Here is a 22,116-nt window from a genome sequence, read left to right on the forward strand (position 1 = left end):
TCCGTTGCGAGGGTTAATTCCTGAGGGGCTTGCCCGTTTCGAGCGTGTGCGCGATACGCTGCTGCGTCTTCTCCTGCCGCAGCAGATCCACGAACAATGCCCGCTCGACGTCGAGGATCCACTGCTCCGACACGCGCGAATTCGTCTCCACCTCGCCACCGCACAGCGCGGTGGCCGCGGCCTTCGCGACCTTGTAGTCGTAGGACGAGATGAAGCCCCCTTCGGCCATGTTCACCAGCATCAGCTCGCAGGTCGCGATGCCGTTCCTGCCCGCGACCGTCACCGCGCGCTGCACCAGCGGCGGCCGGTAGCCCGATTCCGCGAGCGCCCGCGCCCGGCGGATGCCGACGTAGAGCAGTTCCTGCGGATGGAACACGACATCGTCGGAAGGCTTGGCGAAGCCCAACTGCACCGCCTCGAGCGCGCTCTTCGCGACGGTCGCCATCGCGATCGTCTGGAAACTCTGCTGGATGTACGGGAACACGTCGCCGCCGGCGGCCTTCTGCGCGAGGGTGTGCGCCTGCAGCGCGAACTCCTTGCTGCCGCCCCCGGCCGGGATCAGGCCGACGCCCGCCTCGACGAGGCCGACGTAGCTCTCCAGCGCCAGCACGCGGTGCGCCGAATGCATCGCGAACTCGCAGCCACCGCCCAGCGCCATGCCCTGGATCGCCGCGACGACCGGCACCTGCGCGTGCTTGAGACTCATCGACGCGCGCTGAAACTTCGCAACGGTGCGCTCCAGCATGTCGAACTGCCCGGCCTTGCACGCCTCGACGACCTGATGCAGGTTCGCGCCGACCGCGAACGGCGCCGGATGCCACAGCACGACGCCGTCGAGATCGCGCTCGGCACGTGCAACGGCCTCCAGCAGCCCGTCCAGCACCTCGTCGCCGATCGCATGCTGCTTCGATTTGAAGGACAGGATGCCGATGCGCGCATCCTGGTCGGGGCGCGTCCACAGGCGCACGCCCTCGTTCTCCCATAACGTCTCGCCGCGGTCCGACGGTGCCTCGCCCAGCACCTGCTCCGGATAGAGCTGGCGCTTATAGACCGGCAGCGTCGAACGCGGCTTCAGCGTGGCGGTTGCGGCGGAATACGAACCGCCCGGCTCATGCACGCCCTTGCGCTCGAACACCCACGCCGGCAGCGGCACCTTCGCCATCGCGCGGCCGTGGTCGATGTCGAGCTGGATCGCCTTGGCGATCTCGCTCCAGTCGGCCGCCTGCCAGGTCTCGAACGGCCCCTGCGCCCAGCCGAAGCCCCAGCGCATCGCCAGATCGATGTCGCGCGCGTTGTCGGCGATGTCGCCCAAATGCACAGCGCAGTAATGGAATACGTCGCGGAAGATGGCCCACAGGAACTGCGCCTCCAGCAGCTCGCTCGCGGCCAGCAGCGAGAAGCGTTCGACCGGATCGTCGATCTTGAGCATCGTCTCGACCGCCGGGATCACGTCGCCCGCGCTCGGGCGGTAGTCGCCGGTCTTCAGATCCAGCACCTGGATCTGCTTGCCTTCCTTGCGATAGATGCCCGCGCGCGTCTTCTGCCCCAGCGCCCCTTTCGCGATCAGCGCCTGCAGCCACTCGGGCAACCTGAAGTGCACGTGCCACGGGTCGTCGGGGAGCGTCGCCTGCATCGTGCCGACGACGTGCGCGAGGGTGTCGAGGCCGACCACGTCGGCGGTGCGGTAGGTCGCGCTCTTGGGGCGGCCGATCAGCGGACCGGTCAGGCCGTCCACCTCGTCGAAACCCAGTCCCAGGCGCGCGGTGTGGTGCATCACGGCGAGGATCGAGAACACGCCGACGCGGTTGGCGACGAAGTTCGGTGTGTCCTTCGCGCGCACGATGGACTTCCCGAGCCGGGTCGTGAGCCAGCTCTCGAGCTGGTCGAGCATCGCCGCCTCGGTGTCACGCGTCGCGATCAGCTCGACGAGCGACATGTAGCGCGGCGGATTGAAGAAGTGGATGCCGCAGAAGCGCCCGCGTAGCGCGGCGGGCATGCCCTCGGCGAGGCCGTTGATCGACAGCCCCGAGGTGTTCGACGCGAAGATCGCGTCCGGGCGGATGAAGGGGGCGACCTTCGCGTACAGGTCCAGCTTCCACTCCATCTTCTCGGCGATCGCCTCGATGATCAGGTCGCACTCGCGCAGTTTTTCGAGGTCGCTGCCGTAGTTCGCCGCGTCGATGAACGCTGCCCGGTCTTTCGCCGCCAGCGGCGCGGGGTCGAGCTTCTTCAGCCCGGCGAGCGCCTTGTCGACGATCGCGTTGGGCTTGCCGTCCTTCGCCGGCAGGTCGAACAGCAGCACCGGCACGTCGGCGTTCGCGCAGTGGGCAGCGATCTGCGCCCCCATCACGCCCGCGCCGAGCACCGCAACCTTGCGGATGATGAAATTGCTCATGCCAACTCTCCGGTAAATGCAAATGGCATGCATTCGGCACAGCCGCTGCCGGCGGCGAATGCTGCTTTCTTCTTTTTAGCGGATGATTGCGGCGGATGCCGCGGAAAGGGACGGCGGCCGGATGCGGCCGCCGTCCACCTGTCGGGCGATCAGAACGCCATCGAATACTGCGCGCCGAGGATCCACACGCTGGAGTCGTACTCGCCGGTCACGCGACCGCGGTTGACGCGCGGGTCGGGACTGCGCTGATCGTTGTCGATCTTGGTCTTCGGCACGTAGAGGTAGGACGCGCCGACGTCGAGCGTGTTCGTCTTGCTCACCTTCCACTGCGCGCCGGCGCTGAACCAGGTGCGGTCGTTGTCCGGCAGCGAGACGAGGCGGCGCTCCTTGTCCTTCACCGGCGTCTGGTCGTAGGCGATGCCGAACTTGAGCTTCCACGCATCGTTGAGCAGGTAGTTCGCCCCCAGTGCGACGCGCCAGGTATCCTTGAATTCGGTGTGCAGCGTCTGGGCGATCTGGCCGTTGAAGGGGCCCGAAGTGCGCTCGATGTCGACCTTCTTGATGCTGCTCCAGCCCGTCCACGACAGATCGCCGAGCATCTCCCAACGGTCGCTGAGCTTCTGCGTCGTGCTGACGATGAAGGTGTCGGGCAGTTCGACATCGACGTCCGAGTCGCTGCTGCCGGCGGCATTGAGCAGTGCGCTGGGACCCGACACCTTGATGTCGCCCTTCAGCTTGTGATCGACCTTGGAACGATACGAAACCCCGACCTTCGTCGACGGCGACAGCGTGAACAGCGCACCGACGTTCCAGCCCCACGCATCGCCGTCGACGTCCAACTCGGCCGTCGACGCCGACAGGGCTCCCGGCGCGATGCCGACGAAGCGCTCGTACTGGGCTTCCATGCGCTGCCAGTTCACACCGAAGCCGAGGGAAACCTTGTCATTGACGCGCCACGCAAGCGACGGATTGACGTTGACCGTCTTGATCTCGAAGCTGACCGACTGCGCCCCACCCACCCAGGGGCCGTCATAGTCGGTGACGAGGCCGAAGGGGCCGCTGATGCCCAGGCCCACATACACGTCCTTGTTGAGCGCCCACGACAGGTAGGCATTGGGAATCGCCCCCCAGTCGCCCGCGTCGTCGCCATTGCCCGATAGCGCGCCGCCCACCGAACCCTTGTTCTTGAATTCGAAGCTCGGCCGCACCGCCGAGATCCCCAGCGAAACCTCGCGCGCCTGCAGCTGCGTCATGCCGGCCGGGTTGAAGAAGATCGTGCTGGCGTTCTCGGCCACCGCCGCCGAGCCCGCGTAGGCATTGCCGATGCCGCTCGCGTTCTGCTCCAGCAGCTGGAAGCCTGCAGCGGACGCGGCCCCCGAACCGAGTGCGAGCAGGGCGGCGGGCAGCAGGCGGGCAATCGTGGTTTTCTTCATCTCTCACATCTCCTCGTGAATTGTCTGTGCAATTTCGGCGCTGCAACTCCGGACCCGCAGCGCGGTCTCCCCGGAAATCCGTGCGAACCCGGCGCCGCGGGGTCGCGCGAAACCTGTCGATGCTAATCAGGCGGGCGGAACGGGCCGCTTGCGCCCCTTGTCGTCGAGCGCGACGTACGTCAACGTCGCCTCGGTGACCTTCACGACCACCGGATTTTCGGGGTCGCGCTCGGCATACACCTCGACGTCTACAGTGATGGAAGTGCGGCCGACGGACACCACTTCGGCATAAAAACTTACAAGGTCACCGACCGAGACCGGCTGCTTGAAGACGAAGGAGTTCACCGCGACCGTCGCGGTGCGGCAGCGCGCACGCCGATGCGCGGGAATCGCCCCGGCGATGTCGACCATCGCCATGATCCAGCCGCCGAACACGTCGCCCGCCGGATTCACGTCGGCCGGCATCGGCATCACGCGCAAGGCCGGCTGCTTGTCGGGCAGCTTCACCGGCTCGACTGCGTCGTCGCTCATAAGAATCCCCTCATGCTCATCCAGCATGCACGATAGCACCAACCCGGCCGCCGGAATCCGCGCCGGACAAAGTTTCCCCCGATTCAGGGGAATAATTCAGCGGCCCACCCGTAAAGGGGGCGAAGCCGGTTCCGAATATCACCCCGGCATCGGCGAGATCCGCATCGGCGACCACGCCGAGATCGACACAGCGCCGTGCCGCCGCGACGAGCGGCGCGACGATGCGCTCTGCCAGCCCGGCCGGAATCGCCCCGACGGCGCCTTTCTGCGCCTTGCCGTCGACCCAGCGGTAGTAGCCCTGGCCGCTCTTGCGGCCGAGCTGCCCGGCCGCGACGAGCTCCATCAGCCGGCGCGGCGGCTCGGCAATGTCGCCCGCGAGCGCCTTGCCGGCGGCGACCGCGATGTCCAGCCCGACGGTGTCGACCAGTTCGACCGGCCCCATCGGCATGCCGAAGGCGACCAGGGCGGCGTCGACCGTCTCGGGCGACAAGCCCTCATCGACGCAGCGCAGCGCCTCCAGCATGTAGGGGCCCAGCACCGCGTTCACCAGGAAGCCCGGCGCGCTCTTCACCGGCAGCGGCAGCTTGTCGATGCGCCGCACGAAGGCCGCCGCACGGCGCAGCGCCGCGTCGTCGGACGCCTCGCCGCGCACGACCTCGACGAGCGGCATCAGCGCGACGGGGTTGAAGAAGTGGATGCCGACGAGGCGGTGCGGATCCGCGAGCGCCGATGCGATGTCCTCGATGCGCAGGCTGGAGGTGTTGGTCGCGAGCACCGAGTCGGGCTTCGCGCGCCGTTCGAGCTCGGCGAACAGCGCACGCTTCGCCTCCAGGTTCTCGAAGATCGCCTCGATCACGAGGTCCGCGCGCGCGGCGCCGTGCCCCTGCGGGTCGGGGATCAGGCGGTCGAGCGCGAAACGCACCTGCCGCGCATCGCCGCGGAACTTGCGCTCGAAGAACTTGGCGGCGCGCGCGACCGCCGGCGCGATGCGCTCGACGGACTGGTCCTGCAGCGTCACCGTCATGCCCGCGAACGCGCACAGTGCGGCGATGTCGCCGCCCATCACACCGGCGCCGACGACGTGCACGTGGCGCGGGGCGAAATCATTGTCCTTGCCGAAACCCTTCAGCCGCTCCTGCAGGAAGAACACGCGCACGAGGTTCTTCGCGGTCGGCGAGCGGAAGATCGCCTCCAGCGAAGCGGGATCGTCGGCGGGCACCGCGAGCGCGTTGCCGCCGTACCTCTGCCAGATGTCGAGGATCGCGTAGGGCGCCGGGTAGTGCTCGCGCCGCGCCTTCGCGGCGACCTGCCGGCGCGCCTTGTTCGCGACGATCGCCTTCAGCGGCCCGTTCAGCAGCTTTTGTCCGAAGGGCAGCGCGCGACGCGCCTGGCCGGAGCGCACCAACATGCGCGCGGCGTTCTCCATCACGCGCGGCGGCACGCATTCGTCGGCAAGGCCCAGCTTGTGCGCGCGGCGCGCGTCCATGCTCTTGCCGGTGAGCATCATGTCGAGCGCCGCCGCCGGGCCGATCAGCTCGGGCAGGCGCTTCATGCCGCCCCAACCGGGGACGATGCCCAGCATCACCTCGGGCAACGCGAGCTTCGTCGCGGGCTCGTCGACGACGATACGGTAGCGGCACGCGAGCGCGAGCTCCAGCCCGCCGCCCAGACAATGGCCGCGGATCAGCGCCAGCGTCGGAAACTTCAGGCGCGCAAGCCAGTTGAAGAGCTCCCAGCCGCGCTGCACCAGATCGCGCGCGCCCTGCGCGGAGTCGATGCGCGTGAACTCCTCGATGTCGGCACCGGCGACGAATCCGGCCGGCTTCGCCGACGCGATGATCAGCCCCTTGGGCGGATCGGCTTCGAGCTGCGCGAAGGCCGCGGCCAGCTCGTCGAGCAGTTCACGCGACAGCGTGTTCGTGCTCGCCCCGGCACGGTCGAGATACAGCCACGCGAGGCCGTCCTCTTCACCACTGAGGCCCTTGCGCGCAAGCACCAGATGCCTGAATTCGCTCATCACAGCGCCTCCACCAGCATCGCGCCGCCCTGCCCGCCGCCGATGCAGATGCTCGCGACGCCACGCTTCCAGCCCTGCCGCCGCAGCACGTTCAAGAGGTGCAGCACGATGCGCGCGCCACTCGCGCCGACCGGATGGCCCAGCGCGATCGCGCCGCCGTCTACGTTGAGCTTCGCTTCGTCGAGGCGGCCGAAGGCGTCGGCCAGACCCAACTCGTCGCGGCAGTAATCCGCGTCTTCCCACGCACGCAAACAGGCGATAACCTGCGCGGCGAAGGCCTCGTTGATCTCCCACGCGTCGATGTCGGTGAGCCCCAGACCGTGGCGCTGCAGCATCGGTGTCGCCGCATGCACCGGCCCGAGGCCCATCTGCGCGGGGTCGAGGCCCGCCCACTGGCTGTCGGCGATGCGCCCCAGCGGCGTGAGGCCGTGGCGCTCGACCGCCTCTGCGGACGCGAGCACCAGCCACGCGGCGCCGTCGGTGATCTGCGAGCTGTTGCCGGCGGTCACGCGGCCGTACTTGCGGTCGAAGAAGGGTTTGAGTTTCGCGAGGTTCCCGGGGGTCGAGTCCGCGCGCACGCCGTCGTCGTCGGCGTACACGGTGCCGTGGCGATTTATCAGCGGCACGATCTCGCTAAAGTGCCCAGTCTCACGCGCACCGAGCACGCGGGCGTGGCTGCGCGCGGCGAAGGCGTCCATGTCGGCACGCGAGATGCCGAAGCGGTGCGCAAGGTTCTCCGCGGTCTGGCCCATCAGCTGGCCGACGATGGGGTCGGTGAGGCCCTTCATGATGCCGATCACCGGCGCGAGGTAGCCCGGCCTGAAGCGGCGCAGCGCGGCGAGCTTCTCGCCGACGCTCTTCGTCGCGTACCAGCCCGACAGCCAGCGCACCATCGCATCGGAGAACAGCAGCGGCGCGCGCGACAGCGCATCGACGCCGCCCGCGAGCACGAGCTCCGAGCGCCCCGCGTGGATGTTGGCAATCGCCGAGTCGAGCGCCTGCATGCCCGAGGCGCAGTTCCGCATCACCGTCCAGCCTGGCACCTTCTGCCCGCAGCCCATGCGCAGCGCGACGACGCGGCCGATGTTGACCTCATCGGGCGACGGGCTCGCGCAGCCGAGGATCACCTCGTCCAGCTCGTCCGGCGCGAAGCGCTGGCGCGCGAGCAGCGCCGCGCCCGCGGCGGTCGCGAGATCGGCGGCCGCGAACGGCCCCGGCGTGTTGCGCGACTTCAGGAAAGGCGTGCGCGCGCCGTCGATGATGAAGATGTCGCGACTCATGTTGTTACGGCTCATGCGGCGGCCTTGACCGAGGCGGACGCCTGCGGCTCGATCTGCGCGAGCGCGGCGCGCAGGCCGAAGTCGTAGGGGAAGTCGTCGACCCTGATCACCTTGTCGCGCAGCTCGCCGCGGCGCTTCAGCAGCGCGAACTCGTCGGCGGTGATCACGCCGGCTTCCTGGGCGCGCTGCCACACCGCATCGACGCCGCCGCCGATCATGAGACCCGGCTCGAAACGCCCTTCCTTCTGCGCGTGGCGCACCTTGGCCTCGATCGGCTCGGCGGCAATGGTCGCGACGAGCGCGGCTTCGAGCGCACCGATCGGCTCCTCGACATCGCTGGCGAGATACACGTCGGAGGTCAGGCGGTCGCGTGTCGCCGACGGCTCGATCAGCAGCTTCGCGACCTCGTGCCCCAACTGGTCGGACGGCACGACGTAGGGCCGCCCGAGCGGGAACACCACGATGCGGCGCAGGAGCGTCGCGAAGAGCTTGTTGGGGAAGTTCGCGATCACGCCCTCGAAGGCGTTCTGCGCCTTGAACATGCAGTCCCAGATCGCCCAGTGCATCAGCGGCGCATCCGCGGCCTGCCGCCCTTCGGCCTCGTAGCGGCGCAGCACCGCCGAGGCGAGGTACATCAGCGACAGGATGTCGCCGAGGCGCGCCGAGAGCTTCTCCTTGCGCTTCAGCGCGCCGCCCATCGTGCCCATCGAGATGTCCGAGAGGAAGGCGAAGGCGGCCGAGAAACGCGTGAGCTGCTGATAGTAGCGCCGCGTCTCGGGGGCAATGTTGTCCGGTGCGGCAACGAAGTGCGAGCCGGTGAGCCCCATCACCAGCGCGCGCGCGGCGTTCGATACCGTGTAGCCGACGTGGCCCCACAAGGCCTCGTCGAAGGCGGCGAGGTCCTTCGCCTGCGCCGCGTGCATCTCGTCGAGCACATAGGGATGGCAGCGGATCGCCCCCTGGCCGAAGAGGATCAGGCTGCGCGTGAGGATGTTCGCGCCCTCGACGGTGATGCCCACCGGGATCTGCTGGTAGGCGCGCCCCAGCATGTTCTGCGGCCCGAGGCAGATGCCCTTGCCGCCGACCACGTCCATGCCGTCATTGACGGTCTGGCGCGCGCGCTCGGTGACGTGGTACTTCACGATCGCGGACACCACCGAGGGCTTCTCGCCGAGGTCGATCGCGCCGGCCGTCATCACGCGCGCCGCGTCGCTTAGATAGGTGTTCGCGCCGATGCGGGTGAGCGCCTCCTCGACGCCCTCGAATCGACCGATCGCGGTCTTGAACTGGTAGCGCACCCGCGCATAGGCGCCGACCGCACGCGCGGTCATCTTCTGCATGCCGGTGTTGGAGCCCGGCAACGAGATCGAACGGCCCGCCGCGAGGCACTCCATCAGCATGCGCCAGCCCTGCCCGGCCATCTTCGGCCCGCCGATGATGAACTCCAGCGGCATGAAGACGTCCTTGCCGCGCACCGGCCCGTTCATCCAGATGCCGTTGAGCGGGAAGTGGCGACGGCCGGTATCGACGCCCGGGTGCTCGGCCGGCACCAGCGCGCAGGTGATGCCCAAGTCCGGCTCCTTGCCGAGCAGGCCGTCCGGGTCGTACAGGCGGAACGCCAGCCCGAACACCGTGCACACCGGCGCGAGCGTGATGTAGCGCTTGTCGAAGGACACGCGCATGCCCAGCACCTCGCGCCCCTGCCACTGCCCCTTGCACACCACGCCCGCATCGGGAATCGACGCCGCGTCCGAGCCCGCCCACGGGCTCGTCAGCGCGAAGGCCGGGATCTCCAGCCCCTTCGCGAGGCGCGGCAGGTAATGGGATTTCTGCTCCGGAGTGCCGTAGTGCAGCAGCAGTTCCGCCGGCCCGAGCGAGTTCGGCACCATCACCGTGATCGCCGGAGCCGAGGCGCGCGTCGACAGCTTGGTCACGACCTGCGAGTGCGCGTAGGCCGAGAAGCCCTTCCCGCCGTACTCCTTCGGGATGATCATGCCGAGGAAGCCCTTGTCCTTGATGTACTGCCACACCTCGGGCGACAGGTCCTGGCGCAGGTTGTCCTGCCAGTCGTTGGTGAGCCGGCACAGCTCGCCGGTCTCGTTGTCGAGGAAGGCGCGCTCCTCGGCGGTGAGCTTCGGCCACGGATAGGCGAGCAGCTTCGACCACGCCGGCGCGCCGCGGAAGAGTTCGCCCTCCCACCACACCGTGCCGGCCTCCAGCGCGTCGCGCTCGGTCTGCGACATCGACGGCAGCGCTGCGCGGAAGGCGCGGAACACCGGCGCCGTCACCAGCGCGCGGCGCACGGGCCGCAACAGGAAGACCGCCATCACGGCTGCGAACACCACCAGCGCCGCGACGATCGCCGCCGGCGCCCAGCCTCCGGCCCAGCCGGCCGCCGCCAGCCAGACCAACCCGACCCCGGCCCAGGCAAAAAGGGGCGCTCGCCCGTAGGCGAGCGCGACTGCCAAGGGAGGGAGCAAAGCGATGAACCACCAGATCATTGTCGTCTCCTGAACGTTTTCGAACCGCCTGCGCCCGGCCGGCCGCGGTCTGCGCCGCGCTGTGCCGCCCCGGACGGGCCTGCATTCAACTCATTGGCGCGTCGGCGCGCCCCTGCCGTTCTCCCCCGGCACACCCTGCCCCGGCAGCGGCGCGCGCAGGCCGCCGAGCAGGAAGGACATCAGCCGCGGCAACAGCCGCTCGGGCGCCGCGTCGTCGAACTTGCCGGCGAAAAGCTGCAGCGCGTCGGTGCCGGCGATCGCGTAGGACATCGCCCCCATCATGAAATGGAAGCGCCACAGGATTTCCTCGCGCGGCACGTCGGGCAGTGCGCGGTACAGCGCAGCGAGGAAGCGCTCGACCGCCTCGGCGTATTCCTCGGCTAGGAACTGGCGCACGAAACCATTGGGCTCGGTATAGGTTCGACCGAGCAGGCGCATGAAAGTGTGGCCGCCGTGCGCGGTATCCGCCGCCATCTCCAGCGCGGTGCCGAAGAAGGCCTCGACGATGCGGCTGGGCTTCAACGGCGCCCCGCCGGCCTCGGCCTCCTGCCGGTCGAGCGCTGCGAGCCGTCGCCGGTTCAGCTCGGTGAGCCGCCGCTTGAAGACTTCCTGAATCAGCGCGTCCTTGCTGCCGAAGTGATAGTTCACCGCGGCGATATTGGCGTCGGCGCGGCTCGTGATCATGCGCATCGTCGTCGCCTCGAAGCCATGCTCGACGAACAGCGCCTCGGCCGCATCGAGGATGCGGTCGCGGGTTTCGGAGGCGGATTGGCGTTCGGTGGGTGCGCGCATGACAGATCATCAATCAAACGATTGTTTTAATCATACGTTTCATTGATGGGAAGTCAAGAAATATTGATCGCTTCCACCGGACACGATGGTGAGTAGAAATTGAAACCTGAGCCCTGCGAAACAAACTTGAGCTGATAAACAAATCTGAGGTGGCAGCGGCAGGCGCCAGCGCCCGCCCCAGTCATCTGGAATGTACGCTGCCCTGAACCGCCCATCAGTGAAGGACTACATTCCATCTCAGATTTCAATTCGCACGTATCCGCCATGGGCCGACCACCGCATCACCGACGGCTGCTGACGGTGACACGGCACCGCCGAAGGTGCTAGCCGCCCAAAAAGTCGGCAGATTCACCCCGTTTACAAAATAAAGTTGAGCTCACTACTCGGATTTCAAAATAAAGCTGAGTTGCGCCCCGGTGCCGCCCGACGGGCCGCGCCAACGCACCCTGTGGCTGGGCACCGACACTGCACCGGCAGCCAGCGGGATGCCTACCGGTTATCAAGCCGCGATATAGTCACGGGCTAACCACCGCTTCGGGCTGACAAGGCGGGCGGCAGGGCTGCCTTCGGCCTTGCACGGAACCAACACATCGACACCCCACATGAACCACCAAGCCCTCTCTTCCTTCATCTGGTCGGTCGCCGACCTGCTGCGCGGCGACTACAGGCAGTCCGAATACGGCAAGGTCATCCTGCCCTTCACCGTACTGCGTCGCCTGGACTGCGTGCTGGAGGCGACCAAGCTCGCCGTCCTGGCCGAGTTCGAAACCAAGACCAAGGCAGGGCTGAACCCCGACGCATTCCTCATCCGCAAGGCGGGACAGAGCTTCTACAACACCTCTCCGCTCGACCTGGTCAAGCTGCTGGGCGACCAAGACCACATCCGCCAGAACCTTTACGCCTACGTTCAGGCCTTCTCTCCGGCAGCCCGCGACATCTTCGAGCGCTTCGACTTCTACACGCAGGTCGAGCGCCTGGCGAAGGCGAACCTGCTGTACCTCGTCACCGAGAAGTTCGCCAATATCGACCTGCATCCCGAGGCGGTCGACAACGCCACCATGGGGCTGGTGTTCGAGGAGCTGATTCGCAAGTTCGCCGAAATCTCGAATGAAACCGCGGGTGAGCACTTCACCCCGCGTGAAGTCATCCGCCTGATGGTGAACCTACTGCTCATCGAGGACGGCGATGTGCTCACTCCGGGCAATGCCGTGGTGCGCACCATCTACGACCCCACCGCCGGCACCGGCGGGATGCTCTCGGTGGCGGGCGAGTACCTGCTGGAGCACAACCCGCAGGCACGGCTGACGATGTATGGCCAGGAACTCAACGACGAGTCCTACGCCATCTGCAAGGCAGACATGCTCATCAAGGGCCAACCGGTGGAAAACATCGTCGCCGGCAACACACTCAGCGACGACGGCCACACCAACCGCAAGTTCGACTACATGCTCTCCAACCCGCCCTTCGGCGTGGAGTGGAAGAAGGTCGAGAAGGTCGTCCGCCAGGAGCACGAGCAGAAGGGCTTCGACGGCCGCTTCGGCCCGGGCCTGCCGCGGGTCAGCGACGGCTCGATGCTATTCCTGATGCACCTGCTGTCTAAGATGCGCCCCGCGAAGGATGGCGGCAGCCGCTTCGGCATCGTGCTCAACGGCTCCCCGCTATTTACCGGCGGCGCCGGCAGTGGCGAGAGCGAAATTCGCCGCTACGTACTGGAAAACGACCTGGTGGAGGCCATCGTCGGACTGCCCACCGACATGTTTTACAACACGGGCATCAGCACCTACGTCTGGATTCTGTCCAACCGCAAGCCGGAGGACCGTAAGGGCTACGTGCAGCTCATCGACGCCAGCAGCTTCTGGCAGAGGATGCGCAAGAGCTTGGGCAGCAAACGCAAGGAGATGAGCGAGGCCCACATCGCCATCGTCACCCGCCTGTTCGGTGACTTCACCGAGGCCGAACTGGTCACGGCATTTGATGCGGAAGGCGCGCAACTGGGAGAGCCGCAACTCGTCACCAATACCGATACACCGCCCACGGCCCCCGGGGGCGGACGACTCAAGCGCGTGCCCATCGCACGCATCTTCCGTAACGAGGAGTTCGGCTACACCACCATCACCGTCGAACGCCCGCTGCGCGACGAGCACGGCAACGTGGTGCTGGGGCTCAAGGGCAAGCAGAAGGGCAAACCCCAGCCCGACAGCGCATTGCGCGACACCGAGAACGTGCCGCTGACCGAGGACATCGGCGCCTACTTCAAGCGCGAAGTGCTGCCCCACGCGCCGGACGCCTGGGTGGACGAGGAGAAAAACAAGGTCGGCTACGAGATTCCGTTCAATCGTCACTTCTACGTCTTCGAGCCGCCGCGCAGTCTGCACGCCATCGACGAGGAACTGAAGGCGGTCACGGCCCGCATCATGAAGATGCTGGAGGGGCTGGCGGAATGAGGGCTGCCGTGCGATTCATGCAAAGCGGATTCTGCGCGGTGGACATTCGCGCGCGCATTACGTATCCTATTGCCAACAACACCCGCCACGCCTCTCCACGATGCGCACCAGGCGGGTTTCTCGTTTACGGGGTCGGAAATGGCGTTCAGTAAGCCGGCCCTCACTGTCGACGGACAAATCGACCTGCTGGTCCAACGCGGCGTGGCCATCGCGGACCGCCCGCGCGCCCGGCACTACCTCACCCACATCAACTACTACCGGCTGCGCGCCTACTGGCTGCCCTTTGAGACCGCGCCGGACAATGGCGACGCCCACGCCTTCGTCGCCGGCACCGATTTCGAGACGGTGCTCGCCATCTACGTCTTCGACCGCGAGTTGCGCCTGCTGCTACTCGACGCCATCGAGCGCATCGAAATCTCTCTGCGCACCACCCTGGCCCAGACACTGGCGCTGCGCTACGGGCCCTTCGCCCAAGACGAGGCTGCGCGCTTCAAGGACCGCGGGGACTGGCAACGAAGCCAGGAAGAGCTGCGCAAGGAATATCAGCGCAGCCGCGAGACTTTCGCCAAGCACTACCGCGAACGCTACCCGGAACTGGCTTCCCCGCCCATCTGGGTTGCCTGCGAGCTGATGACCCTCGGTCATCTTTCACGCTGGCTCAAGAACCTTGCCAAGCCGGAAGACCGACAGCACATCGCCGACCAATACGGGCTCGATGAGCGCGTGCTCATCTCCTTCGCCCACCACCTGACTGTGGTGCGCAATCACTGCGCCCACCACGGCCGAGTCTGGAACCGCCGCTTCGCGCTGCGCTTCACGCTGCCCACCAAGAAACCCCGGCACATCGCCAGCGACTTCAACCCCGGCGAGCCGCAGCTTATTTACAACACCCTCACCATGCTGGCCTACCTGCTCGACCTACTCAGCCCGGCGCACCACTGGCGACGTGAGATTCACCAACTGCTCGCCGCCCACCCCGAAATCGACCCGGCGGCGATGGGTTTTCCCGACCACTGGCGGGAAACACGGCTGTGGAGGGAGGTGGAATGAGCCTGCCACGGTATCCCGAGTACAAGGACAGCAGGGTGGAGTGGCTGAGGGACGTGCCGACACACTGGACTGTCATGCCAATTCGGCTCGCCGCTCGTCTTGAGTCCGGCCACACTCCAAGCCGGAACAGGCCCGACTGGTGGGAAGACTGCTCGGTGCCGTGGTTCACCTTGGCGGACGTTTCGCAAATCCGTCGGGGCGGCGCGGACGTCATCTACGACACGAAGGAGAAGGTGAGCGAACTCGGCCTCCAAAATTCTTCGGCACGTCGTTTACCCGCCGGCACTGTCATGCTCTCACGAACGGCCTCCGTCGGCTTCTCTGCCATCATGGGGGTCGAAATGGCCACCACGCAGGATTTCGCAAACTGGGTATGCAGCTCCTCGTTGCGCCCACGGTTCCTGCTTCATGTCTTCCGTGCAATGCGTGGTGAGTTTGTACGCCTCATGATGGGGTCCACGCACAACACGATTTACATGCCAGACATCGCGGCGCTTCGATTCGCGCTGCCTCCAGTAGAAGAGCAGGACGCAGTGGTAAGTTTCCTCGACCGCGAAACGGCCAAAATCGATTCGCTGATTGCCGAGCAGGAAAAGCTTATCGCCCTGCTGGGTGAGAAGCGGCAGGCCACCATTTCCCACGCCGTCACGAAAGGCCTCAATCCCGACGCCCCGATGAAGGACTCCGGCCTGGCGTGGCTGGGAGAGGTGCCAGCGCATTGGGAGCTTCGCAGCATTTCGTCGCTCAGCACGAAGATTACGAACGGCTATGTCGGCCCCACTCGGGACATCCTGGTAGATGACGGAGTTCGCTACCTTCAGTCCCTCCACATCAAGAGCGGCTGCATCAGTTTCAACGTGCCTTACTACGTCCGTGAGGAATGGAGCCGCGAGCACAAGAAGTCAATACTGGCTGTTGGTGACGTGCTCATTGTGCAGACAGGCGACATTGGACAAGTGGCGGCCGTATCCGATGAGTTCGCAGGATGCAACTGCCACGCGCTCATCATTGTCTCGCCCGTTGCGAGCGTGGTAGCCGGCGACTGGCTCGCACTCGTACTGAATTCGAACTTCGGGCTGCACAGTCTCTTGTCCATTCAGACCGGAGCACTTCATCCTCATCTAAATTGCGGCAACGTTAAGGACCTGTATGTGCCCGTTCCTCCTCTCGGGGAACAGCAGGACATCGCATCCTTCGTTAGGACTCAGGCAGCCCAGTTGGAAGCCCTTCGGCGAGAGGCCGAGCGCGCAGTCACTCTATTTAAAGAACGCCGCAGCGCGCTCATCGCCGCTGCCGTCACCGGCCAAATCGACGTGCGCAGTGTTGTACCGCCAACCAAGAACATACGGGAGGAACTGACCATATGAGCCAATTCGACAGCACCAAACGCTCGCTGGACGACGTCCTCAAGGACGTGAGCATCGGCAAGATTCAGTTGCCGGACTTTCAGCGCGGCTGGGTATGGGACGACAGCCATGTGCGCAGCCTGCTGGTGAGCATCGCGCGCTCGTTCCCGGTGGGCGCCGTGATGCTGCTGGAAACCGGCGGCGAGACGCGCTTCCAGATTCGACCGGTGGAAGGCGTGAAGCTGCCGGCGAACGCTTCGGCGGCCGAGCTGCTGATTCTGGATGGCCAGCAGCGCCTGACCACGCTGACGCAGGTGCTCGCCATCGACGCGCCGGTGGCCACACGCAACGAGAAGGGTCGCGCCATCGAGCGCCACTACTACTGGGACATCCAGAGGGCGCTAGAAGGCGTGGAGTCGCTGGACGAGGCCATCATCGCCGTAGAGGCCGACAAGTGCGTTCGCGAGAACTTCGGTCGGGACATCAAGCTGGACCTCTCGACGCCAGAGAAGGAATACCAGCAGCTGTACTTTCCCTGCCGCCAGACGCTCAACTCCGATGCTTGGGAAGAGGGCCTGCAGGAGGCGTGCCCCGAACAGTTCGCCACGTACATGAAGTTCCGCAAGCAGGTCTTGCAGGCCTTCCGCGGCTACCAGCTGCCGGTCATCCAACTACACAAGACCACGAGCAAGGAGGCGGTGTGCCTCGTGTTCGAGAAGGTGAACACCGGTGGCGTGCCGCTGAATGTCTTCGAATTGGTCACCGCCACCTATGCAGCCGACGGCTACAACCTGCGCGACGACTGGTTCGGTAGCGGGGCGCGCAAAGTCGACTCGCGCCAGAAACGGCTGGCGAAGGAACCGGTGCTGACGGTGTTGGAGTCCACCGATTTCCTGCAGGCGATTGCAATGCTGCATACGCTGAAGTGCAGGCAAGCCGACCTGGTCGCCGGCAAGACTGGCAAGCAGATGACGCCCGTCAGCGCCAAGCGCGCCACGATTCTGGAGATGCCGCTGGCAGCCTACAAGGAGTGGGCCGATGCCGCCGAAGAGGGCTTCAAACGCGCGGCGAAGCTCCTGAAGCGTGAGTGCGTGCGCGATGCGCGCGACCTGCCTTATCGCACACAGCTGGCTCCGCTCGCCGCCGTCCTGGCGCTGCTTGAGGAACGGTGGAAGGAGCCTCGCATCTACGACAAGCTGGTGCGCTGGTACTGGTGCGGCGTGCTCGGCGAGCTTTACGGCGGCGCGGTCGAGACTCGCATCGCCAACGATATGGAGGACCTGCTGACCTGGATTGAAGGCGACGACGAAGCAGCCGAACCGCGCACGATTCATGACGCAGCCTTCCGGCCCGACCGCCTCGACCGTATGACCTCGCGCCTGAGCGCGGCGTACAAGGGCCTTAACGTGCTGCTCCTGCGTAGCAAGGCGGCCGACTTCTTCTGGAAGGGCACCATCTCCGAGTTGGATTCAGAAGATGTGGCGCTCGACATCCACCACATCTTTCCGCAGAACTGGTGCGAGAACGAGCGCATCAGCAGGAAGCAATACAACACGGTGGTCAATAAGACCCCACTGTCCTACAAGGCCAACCGCATGATTGGCGGTGTAGCGCCTTCGGCCTACCTCGCCAAGCTGCAAAAGCATGAGCAGGTCAAGATTGACGATGCCGCCATGGATTCCATCCTGCGGACGCATGCTATCGACCCCAGTCTGCTTCGCAGCGACGACTTCCACGGCTTCTATGCGCACCGCAAGCAAGCCTTGCTAATGTTGATTGGCCAGGCCATGGGCAAGGACGTTCAGCAGGCCGAGGCCCTTGCAGCTTCGGAGGTCGGAGCCTACGAGGAGGATGAGGACGAGGCTCAAGCGGCATGAACCTGCACCAGGAAATCCACTTCGAGTCCGCCATTTGCGAGCACCTTGGCGGACACGGCTGGCTCTACGTGGAAGGCGACGCCGCCCACTACGACCGACAGAACGCCCTCTTCCTGCCCGACCTGCTCGCGTGGCTCGAGGCGACCCAGCCAGAGAGCTGGCAGCAGCTTGCGAAGACGCATGGCGCAAACTTTGCCAGAGTGCTGGCCGAGCGGGTGCGCAAGTGCCTCAACGACCACGGCACGCTGGAAGTGCTGCGGCGCGGCGTCGAAATGGTCGGTCTGAAGAAACCCCTGTCGCTGGTGCAGTTCAAGCCCGCCCTGAGTATCAATCCGGCCATCCAGCAGGCCTACGCCGCCAACCGGCTGCGCGTGGTGCGGCAGGTGCATCACTCGCTGAACAATCCGAAGGACGCTCTCGACCTGGTGCTGTTCGTCAACGGCATCCCGGTCGCGACCGCCGAGCTGAAATCGGATTTCACCCAGAGCGTTGGCGATGCGGTCGACCAGTACCGCTTCGACCGCAACCCGGCTCCGAAGGGCGGGCTGGCGGAACCGCTGCTGAGCTTCCCCGGCGGCGCGTTGGTCCACTTCGCGGTCAGCCAGTCCGAAGTGATGATGACGACGCGGCTCGCCGGGACGGCCACCCGTTTTCTGCCCTTTAACCAAGGTAACGCGGGTGGCGCCGGCAACCCACCCAACCCCTTCGGCTTCGCCACCCGGTACCTGTGGCAGGAGGTCTGGCAGCGCGACAGCTGGCTGGAAATCCTCGGCCGTTACCTCATCGGCCAGCGTAACGACAAGAAGCAGCTCACCGCCGTCATCTTTCCCCGTTATCACCAGCTCGACGCCACGCGCAAACTGGTGGCCGACGTGCTCGCAAACGGTGCCGGCCAGCGCTATCTGATTCAGCATTCGGCGGGCTCAGGCAAGACGAACTCAATTGCCTGGACGGCCCACTTCCTCGCCGACCTGCACGACGCGCAACACAACAAGGTGTTTGATAGCGTGCTGGTGGTGTCGGACCGCACGGTTCTCGACGCCCAGTTGCAGGAGGCCATCTTCGACTTCCAGCGCACGACGGGTGTAGTCGCCACCATCACCGACGATAACGGCAGCAAGAGCGCCCAGCTCTCGCAGGCGCTGAAGGACGGCAAGAAAATCATCGTCTGCACCATCCAGACCTTCCCGTTCGCACTGGAAGCGGTGCAGAAGCTGTCGGCCACCGAGGGGAAACGCTTCGCGGTGATTGCCGACGAAGCGCACAGCTCGCAGACCGGTGAGGCGGCGGCGAAGCTGAAACAGGTGCTCTCGGCGGAAGAGCTTGCGGAACTGCAGGACGGCGGCGAAATTGACACTGAGACGCTGCTGGCGGCGCAGATGTCCGCCAAGGCCGCGCAGGACAAGGGCCTCACCTACATCGCCTTCACGGCAACACCGAAGCAGAAGACCCTGGAGCTGTTCGGAAGACCCGGGCCCGACGGACTTCCCGAGCCCTTCCACGTATATTCGATGCGCCAGGCCATCGAGGAGGAGTTCATCCTCGACGTGCTGAAGAACTACACGACCTACAAGCTCGCCTTCAAGCTCGCCAACAACGGGCAGGAATACGACGAGAAGCAAGTCGAGAAGTCCGAGGCGCTCAAGGGCATCATGCAGTGGGTGCGCCTGCACCCCTACAACATCTCGCAGAAGGTGCAGGTCGTTGTCGAGCACTTCCGCGAGAACGTGCAGCCGCTCTTGAATGGCAAGGCCAAGGCGATGGTGGTCGTGAGCAGCCGCAAGGAGGCCGTGCGCTGGCAGAAAGCCATCACAGCCTACATCGAGAAGCGGCAGTACGCACTGGGGGTCCTAGTGGCCTTCTCGGGCGAAATCAACGACCCGGACAGCTATCCCGACCCGGTCACCGAACACAGCAAGTCGCTAAACCCCGGGCTCAAGGGACGCGACATTCGTGACGCGTTTGCCGAGGCGAACTACCACCTGCTGCTCGTCGCGAACAAGTACCAGACCGGCTTCGACCAGCCCCTGCTGTGCGGCATGTACGTCGACAAGCGGCTCGCGGGCATCCAGGCCGTGCAAACGCTGTCGCGCCTGAACCGTGCCTACCCGAGCAAGGACACGACCTACATCCTCGATTTCGTCAACGAACCGGCGGACATTCTCGCGGCCTTCAAAACCTACTACGAGACCGCCCAGCTGGAGGCGGCCACCGACCCGAACCTCGTCTTCGACCTGCGCGCGAAGCTCGACGCGAGCGGCTATTACGACAGTTTCGAGGTCGACCGTGTGGCGCAGGTGGAGACCGGCCCGAAGGGCACGCAGGCGCAGCTCACTGCCGCGATTGCCCCGGTCGCAGACCGCCTGTTGAAGCGCTACAAAGCCCTCCGGACGGAGTTCGCCGCCGCGTTGGCAAACCACGATGAGGAGGCAGCCCAAGCCGCCAAGGATGCGATGGACGTGCTCGTCCTGTTTAAGGGCGACATGGGCGCCTTCAACCGGCTCTACGCCTTCCTGTCGCAGGTATTCGACTACGGCAACACCGACATCGAGAAGCGCTTCATCTTCTACAAGCGCCTGATTCCGTTGCTCGACTTCGGCCGCGAACGCGATACGGTGGACCTCTCGAAGGTGGTCCTGACGCACCACACGCTCAGGGACAAGGGGCGACAGACGCTGAACCTGAATGAAGGCGAGACCCCGAAGCTGCCACCGATGAGCGAAACCGGCAGCGGCAGCCTCAATGAGAAGGAAAAGGCGCTGCTGGAGGAAATCATCGCGAAGGTGAATGGCCTCTTCGAAGGCGAGCTCTCGGACGACGACCAGCTCGTCTACGTCAATGGCGTCCTGAAGGGCAAGCTGCTGGAGAACGAAACGCTCATCCAGCAGGCCGCCAACAACAGCAAGCAGCAGTTCGCCAACTCCCCCGACCTGTCGCAGGCATTGCTGCACGCCATCATGGATGCACTTGATGCGCACACGACTATGAGCACCCAGGCACTGGGGTCCGAGCGAGTCCGCGAGGGCCTACTGGACACCTTGCTCGGACCGGGGCAGCTGTACGAGGCACTGCGAGGTCGCAGCAATCCTCAGCCGCTCTCTCGATAACGGAACGTTCGATTGGGGAGTTGAGGCAGTGACGGAGGAAGAAGCGTCTTCAGCGGCGTTACTCTCGGATGGGGCCTGGCGCGTCGAGAATCAGATATCCCGCTGACACCCAGTATTCAACGAGGTGCCGCGCATCGATATTTCGAGCGAACTTTTCAACGACCTCGACCGGAGGGTGCATGGAGACCGCAGGAAACATGCGGGATACAATCGCCCACGGGCCAATCAGGCTGTCCCAATTCGAGTGAGCGAGGGCAACGGGTTCCGCCACATCCTTCGACGGCCACGCTTCCTCCGCGACCCACCGTAACCCCTGCTCCGCTGATACCCGGCCATTGCGGAAAGCTTGGAGCGCCTCGAACGCCGCAAGGTTTGCGACCAATATTTCGAACCGCCCGCGTCGACCTTTACGCAGGGCGCCTGCCTCGTGGAGGTGCATCAGGTACTTCCACAGTGCAATCTTCTCGGCTTCGGGGAACTGCGGCCGTATTTCGAAGTGGAGCCCAAGCCAGCCTCCGGCGTATTCCTTGCTCACGTTCCAGTTTTCACGCGAGACGGCGTTGTGAATCATCTTCCCGAATAATGCCGCCTGCCACACGAGCGCGTTCTTGACCCCGAAACTACCCTCTCCTGGAACCCGCGCGCGGAGAGCTGTCGGCAAGGAATCTCGCATAAACCCCCGTGCCACCAAGTGAGCTTTGGTGGCTTCGGTATGCGCCTTGAACCTGGCAGCCCGCTCCATGAATTCCCGGCGACGCGCACGCCCCTGCGCTTCGCGCAGCCTTTCTTGGGCCCACCGCTCAGCCTGCTGCTCACGAAGTCGGAGCCTTTCCGCCTCCTGCTCCTGTCGCTCCCGTTCGAGGTCCTGCGCGCGCTGTAACTTTGCCGCCTCCAGGAGAGGCCGCAGTTCCTCCATCCATCCGCGCCGTAGCTCAGCTACGGAAGGATGAAACAACCATCGGACCTTCGCGCCGCCCTCCACCATGGCATTGCGAAGACTGTCCCACGTAAAGTCGCGGTGCTGCCGGAGGTCGAACTCCATGGCAGGGGTTCCAGCGACCTTGATGCGTGCCAGTTTTTCGTCGTCGACGAAGTGAGTTACCGCCACTTCAACATAGATTTCCAGACCTCCAACCGGAACCACGATGAGGTCTGGTCGGAAATCGCCGCATGATTCCTCGAGGCGGACGTCACCAAGGGGCGCTTTGCCACCCGCCGCCAGAAGCTGTCTTCGGCTGTGCGTATGTCCCAGGGCGTCGTGATGCTCGAGAATTGCTTCGAGCTTCGGAAAGAAGAGTTCTCGCTCACTTTCGATAAGCTGCTTGGCGGCCAAGTGCACTGCC

At 65.3% G+C, this 22,116-nt stretch carries 13 protein-coding genes; 5 read left to right on the top strand and 8 right to left on the bottom strand.

All coding sequences use genetic code 11. The annotated features are described in order from the left end of the window. Nucleotides 1–13: 13 nt before the first annotated feature. The 7 genes from BW991_RS00580 to BW991_RS00610 all read right to left on the bottom strand — a co-directional run bounded on the left by BW991_RS00580 (nt 14) and on the right by BW991_RS00610 (nt 10,949). A complete protein-coding gene (locus BW991_RS00580) occupies nt 14–2,395 on the bottom strand; it encodes a 3-hydroxyacyl-CoA dehydrogenase/enoyl-CoA hydratase family protein (protein ID WP_076600157.1) in 2,382 nt (793 codons plus the stop codon). 149 nt (nt 2,396–2,544) lie between these two features. Continuing rightward, nucleotides 2,545–3,828, bottom strand: a complete 1,284-nt coding sequence (locus BW991_RS00585; RefSeq protein WP_076600158.1) for an OmpP1/FadL family transporter — start codon at nt 3,826–3,828, stop codon at nt 2,545–2,547. Nucleotides 3,829–3,954: 126 nt separating this feature from the next. Further along, nucleotides 3,955–4,359 (bottom strand): acyl-CoA thioesterase, encoded by a 405-nt coding sequence (locus tag BW991_RS00590; RefSeq protein WP_076600159.1) that lies wholly within the window; start codon nt 4,357–4,359, stop codon nt 3,955–3,957. 16 nt (nt 4,360–4,375) lie between these two features. After that, a complete protein-coding gene (locus tag BW991_RS00595) occupies nt 4,376–6,376 on the bottom strand; it encodes a 3-hydroxyacyl-CoA dehydrogenase NAD-binding domain-containing protein (RefSeq protein ID WP_076600160.1) in 2,001 nt (666 codons plus the stop codon). Further along, nucleotides 6,376–7,656, bottom strand: coding sequence for an acetyl-CoA C-acetyltransferase (locus BW991_RS00600; RefSeq protein WP_076600161.1), 1,281 nt, complete (start codon nt 7,654–7,656; stop codon nt 6,376–6,378). Before BW991_RS00600 ends, BW991_RS00595 begins: the two co-directional genes overlap by 1 nt. An 11-nt stretch (nt 7,657–7,667) precedes the next feature. Continuing rightward, nucleotides 7,668–10,157, bottom strand: coding sequence for an acyl-CoA dehydrogenase (locus BW991_RS00605; RefSeq protein ID WP_076600162.1), 2,490 nt, complete (start codon nt 10,155–10,157; stop codon nt 7,668–7,670). Between the two features lie 90 nt (nt 10,158–10,247). Further along, nucleotides 10,248–10,949, bottom strand: coding sequence for a TetR/AcrR family transcriptional regulator (locus tag BW991_RS00610; RefSeq protein WP_076600163.1), 702 nt, complete (start codon nt 10,947–10,949; stop codon nt 10,248–10,250). Nucleotides 10,950–11,551: 602 nt separating this feature from the next. Here BW991_RS00610 and BW991_RS00615 point away from each other — a divergent pair. The 5 genes from BW991_RS00615 to BW991_RS00635 all read left to right on the top strand — a co-directional run bounded on the left by BW991_RS00615 (nt 11,552) and on the right by BW991_RS00635 (nt 20,773). Continuing rightward, a complete protein-coding gene (locus BW991_RS00615; protein ID WP_076600164.1) occupies nt 11,552–13,393 on the top strand; it encodes a type I restriction-modification system subunit M in 1,842 nt (613 codons plus the stop codon). A 138-nt stretch (nt 13,394–13,531) separates the two neighbouring features. Then, nucleotides 13,532–14,443 carry an Abi family protein gene (locus BW991_RS00620; protein ID WP_076600165.1) on the top strand — a complete coding sequence of 304 codons (912 nt, stop codon included), beginning with the start codon at nt 13,532–13,534 and terminating at the stop codon, nt 14,441–14,443. Continuing rightward, nucleotides 14,440–15,810 carry a restriction endonuclease subunit S gene (locus BW991_RS00625; RefSeq protein ID WP_084204908.1) on the top strand — a complete coding sequence of 457 codons (1,371 nt, stop codon included), beginning with the start codon at nt 14,440–14,442 and terminating at the stop codon, nt 15,808–15,810. The genes BW991_RS00620 and BW991_RS00625 overlap by 4 nt, the downstream gene beginning before the upstream one ends. After that, on the top strand, nt 15,807–17,666 hold the full coding sequence (locus BW991_RS00630) for a GmrSD restriction endonuclease domain-containing protein (protein WP_076600166.1): 1,860 nt from the start codon (nt 15,807–15,809) through the stop codon (nt 17,664–17,666). The genes BW991_RS00625 and BW991_RS00630 overlap by 4 nt, the downstream gene beginning before the upstream one ends. Beyond that, entirely contained in the window at nt 17,663–20,773 is a 3,111-nt protein-coding gene (locus tag BW991_RS00635) for a type I restriction endonuclease subunit R (RefSeq protein ID WP_076600167.1), read from the top strand. Before BW991_RS00630 ends, BW991_RS00635 begins: the two co-directional genes overlap by 4 nt. Before the next feature lie 58 nt (nt 20,774–20,831). Here BW991_RS00635 and BW991_RS00640 read toward each other — a convergent pair whose 3' ends face one another. Continuing rightward, nucleotides 20,832–22,106 carry a hypothetical protein gene (locus BW991_RS00640; RefSeq protein ID WP_139335875.1) on the bottom strand — a complete coding sequence of 425 codons (1,275 nt, stop codon included), beginning with the start codon at nt 22,104–22,106 and terminating at the stop codon, nt 20,832–20,834. Between the last annotated feature and the right edge of the window lie 10 nt (nt 22,107–22,116).

Source organism: Aromatoleum tolulyticum, assembly GCF_900156155.1.
In the GTDB taxonomy this organism is placed as follows: Bacteria; Pseudomonadota; Gammaproteobacteria; order Burkholderiales; family Rhodocyclaceae; genus Aromatoleum; species Aromatoleum tolulyticum.

What these genes read in the sequence shown, in the direction of transcription:
- BW991_RS00580 (WP_076600157.1), bottom strand. Translation starts at nt 2,395, where the DNA reads ATGAGCAATTTCATCATCCGCAAGGTTGCGGTGCTCGGCGCGGGCGTG.
- BW991_RS00585 (WP_076600158.1), bottom strand. Translation starts at nt 3,828, where the DNA reads ATGAAGAAAACCACGATTGCCCGCCTGCTGCCCGCCGCCCTGCTCGCA.
- BW991_RS00590 (WP_076600159.1), bottom strand. Translation starts at nt 4,359, where the DNA reads ATGAGCGACGACGCAGTCGAGCCGGTGAAGCTGCCCGACAAGCAGCCG.
- BW991_RS00595 (WP_076600160.1), bottom strand. Translation starts at nt 6,376, where the DNA reads ATGAGCGAATTCAGGCATCTGGTGCTTGCGCGCAAGGGCCTCAGTGGT.
- BW991_RS00600 (WP_076600161.1), bottom strand. Translation starts at nt 7,656, where the DNA reads ATGAGTCGCGACATCTTCATCATCGACGGCGCGCGCACGCCTTTCCTG.
- BW991_RS00605 (WP_076600162.1), bottom strand. Translation starts at nt 10,157, where the DNA reads ATGATCTGGTGGTTCATCGCTTTGCTCCCTCCCTTGGCAGTCGCGCTC.
- BW991_RS00610 (WP_076600163.1), bottom strand. Translation starts at nt 10,949, where the DNA reads ATGCGCGCACCCACCGAACGCCAATCCGCCTCCGAAACCCGCGACCGC.
- BW991_RS00615 (WP_076600164.1), top strand. Translation starts at nt 11,552, where the DNA reads ATGAACCACCAAGCCCTCTCTTCCTTCATCTGGTCGGTCGCCGACCTG.
- BW991_RS00620 (WP_076600165.1), top strand. Translation starts at nt 13,532, where the DNA reads ATGGCGTTCAGTAAGCCGGCCCTCACTGTCGACGGACAAATCGACCTG.
- BW991_RS00625 (WP_084204908.1), top strand. Translation starts at nt 14,440, where the DNA reads ATGAGCCTGCCACGGTATCCCGAGTACAAGGACAGCAGGGTGGAGTGG.
- BW991_RS00630 (WP_076600166.1), top strand. Translation starts at nt 15,807, where the DNA reads ATGAGCCAATTCGACAGCACCAAACGCTCGCTGGACGACGTCCTCAAG.
- BW991_RS00635 (WP_076600167.1), top strand. Translation starts at nt 17,663, where the DNA reads ATGAACCTGCACCAGGAAATCCACTTCGAGTCCGCCATTTGCGAGCAC.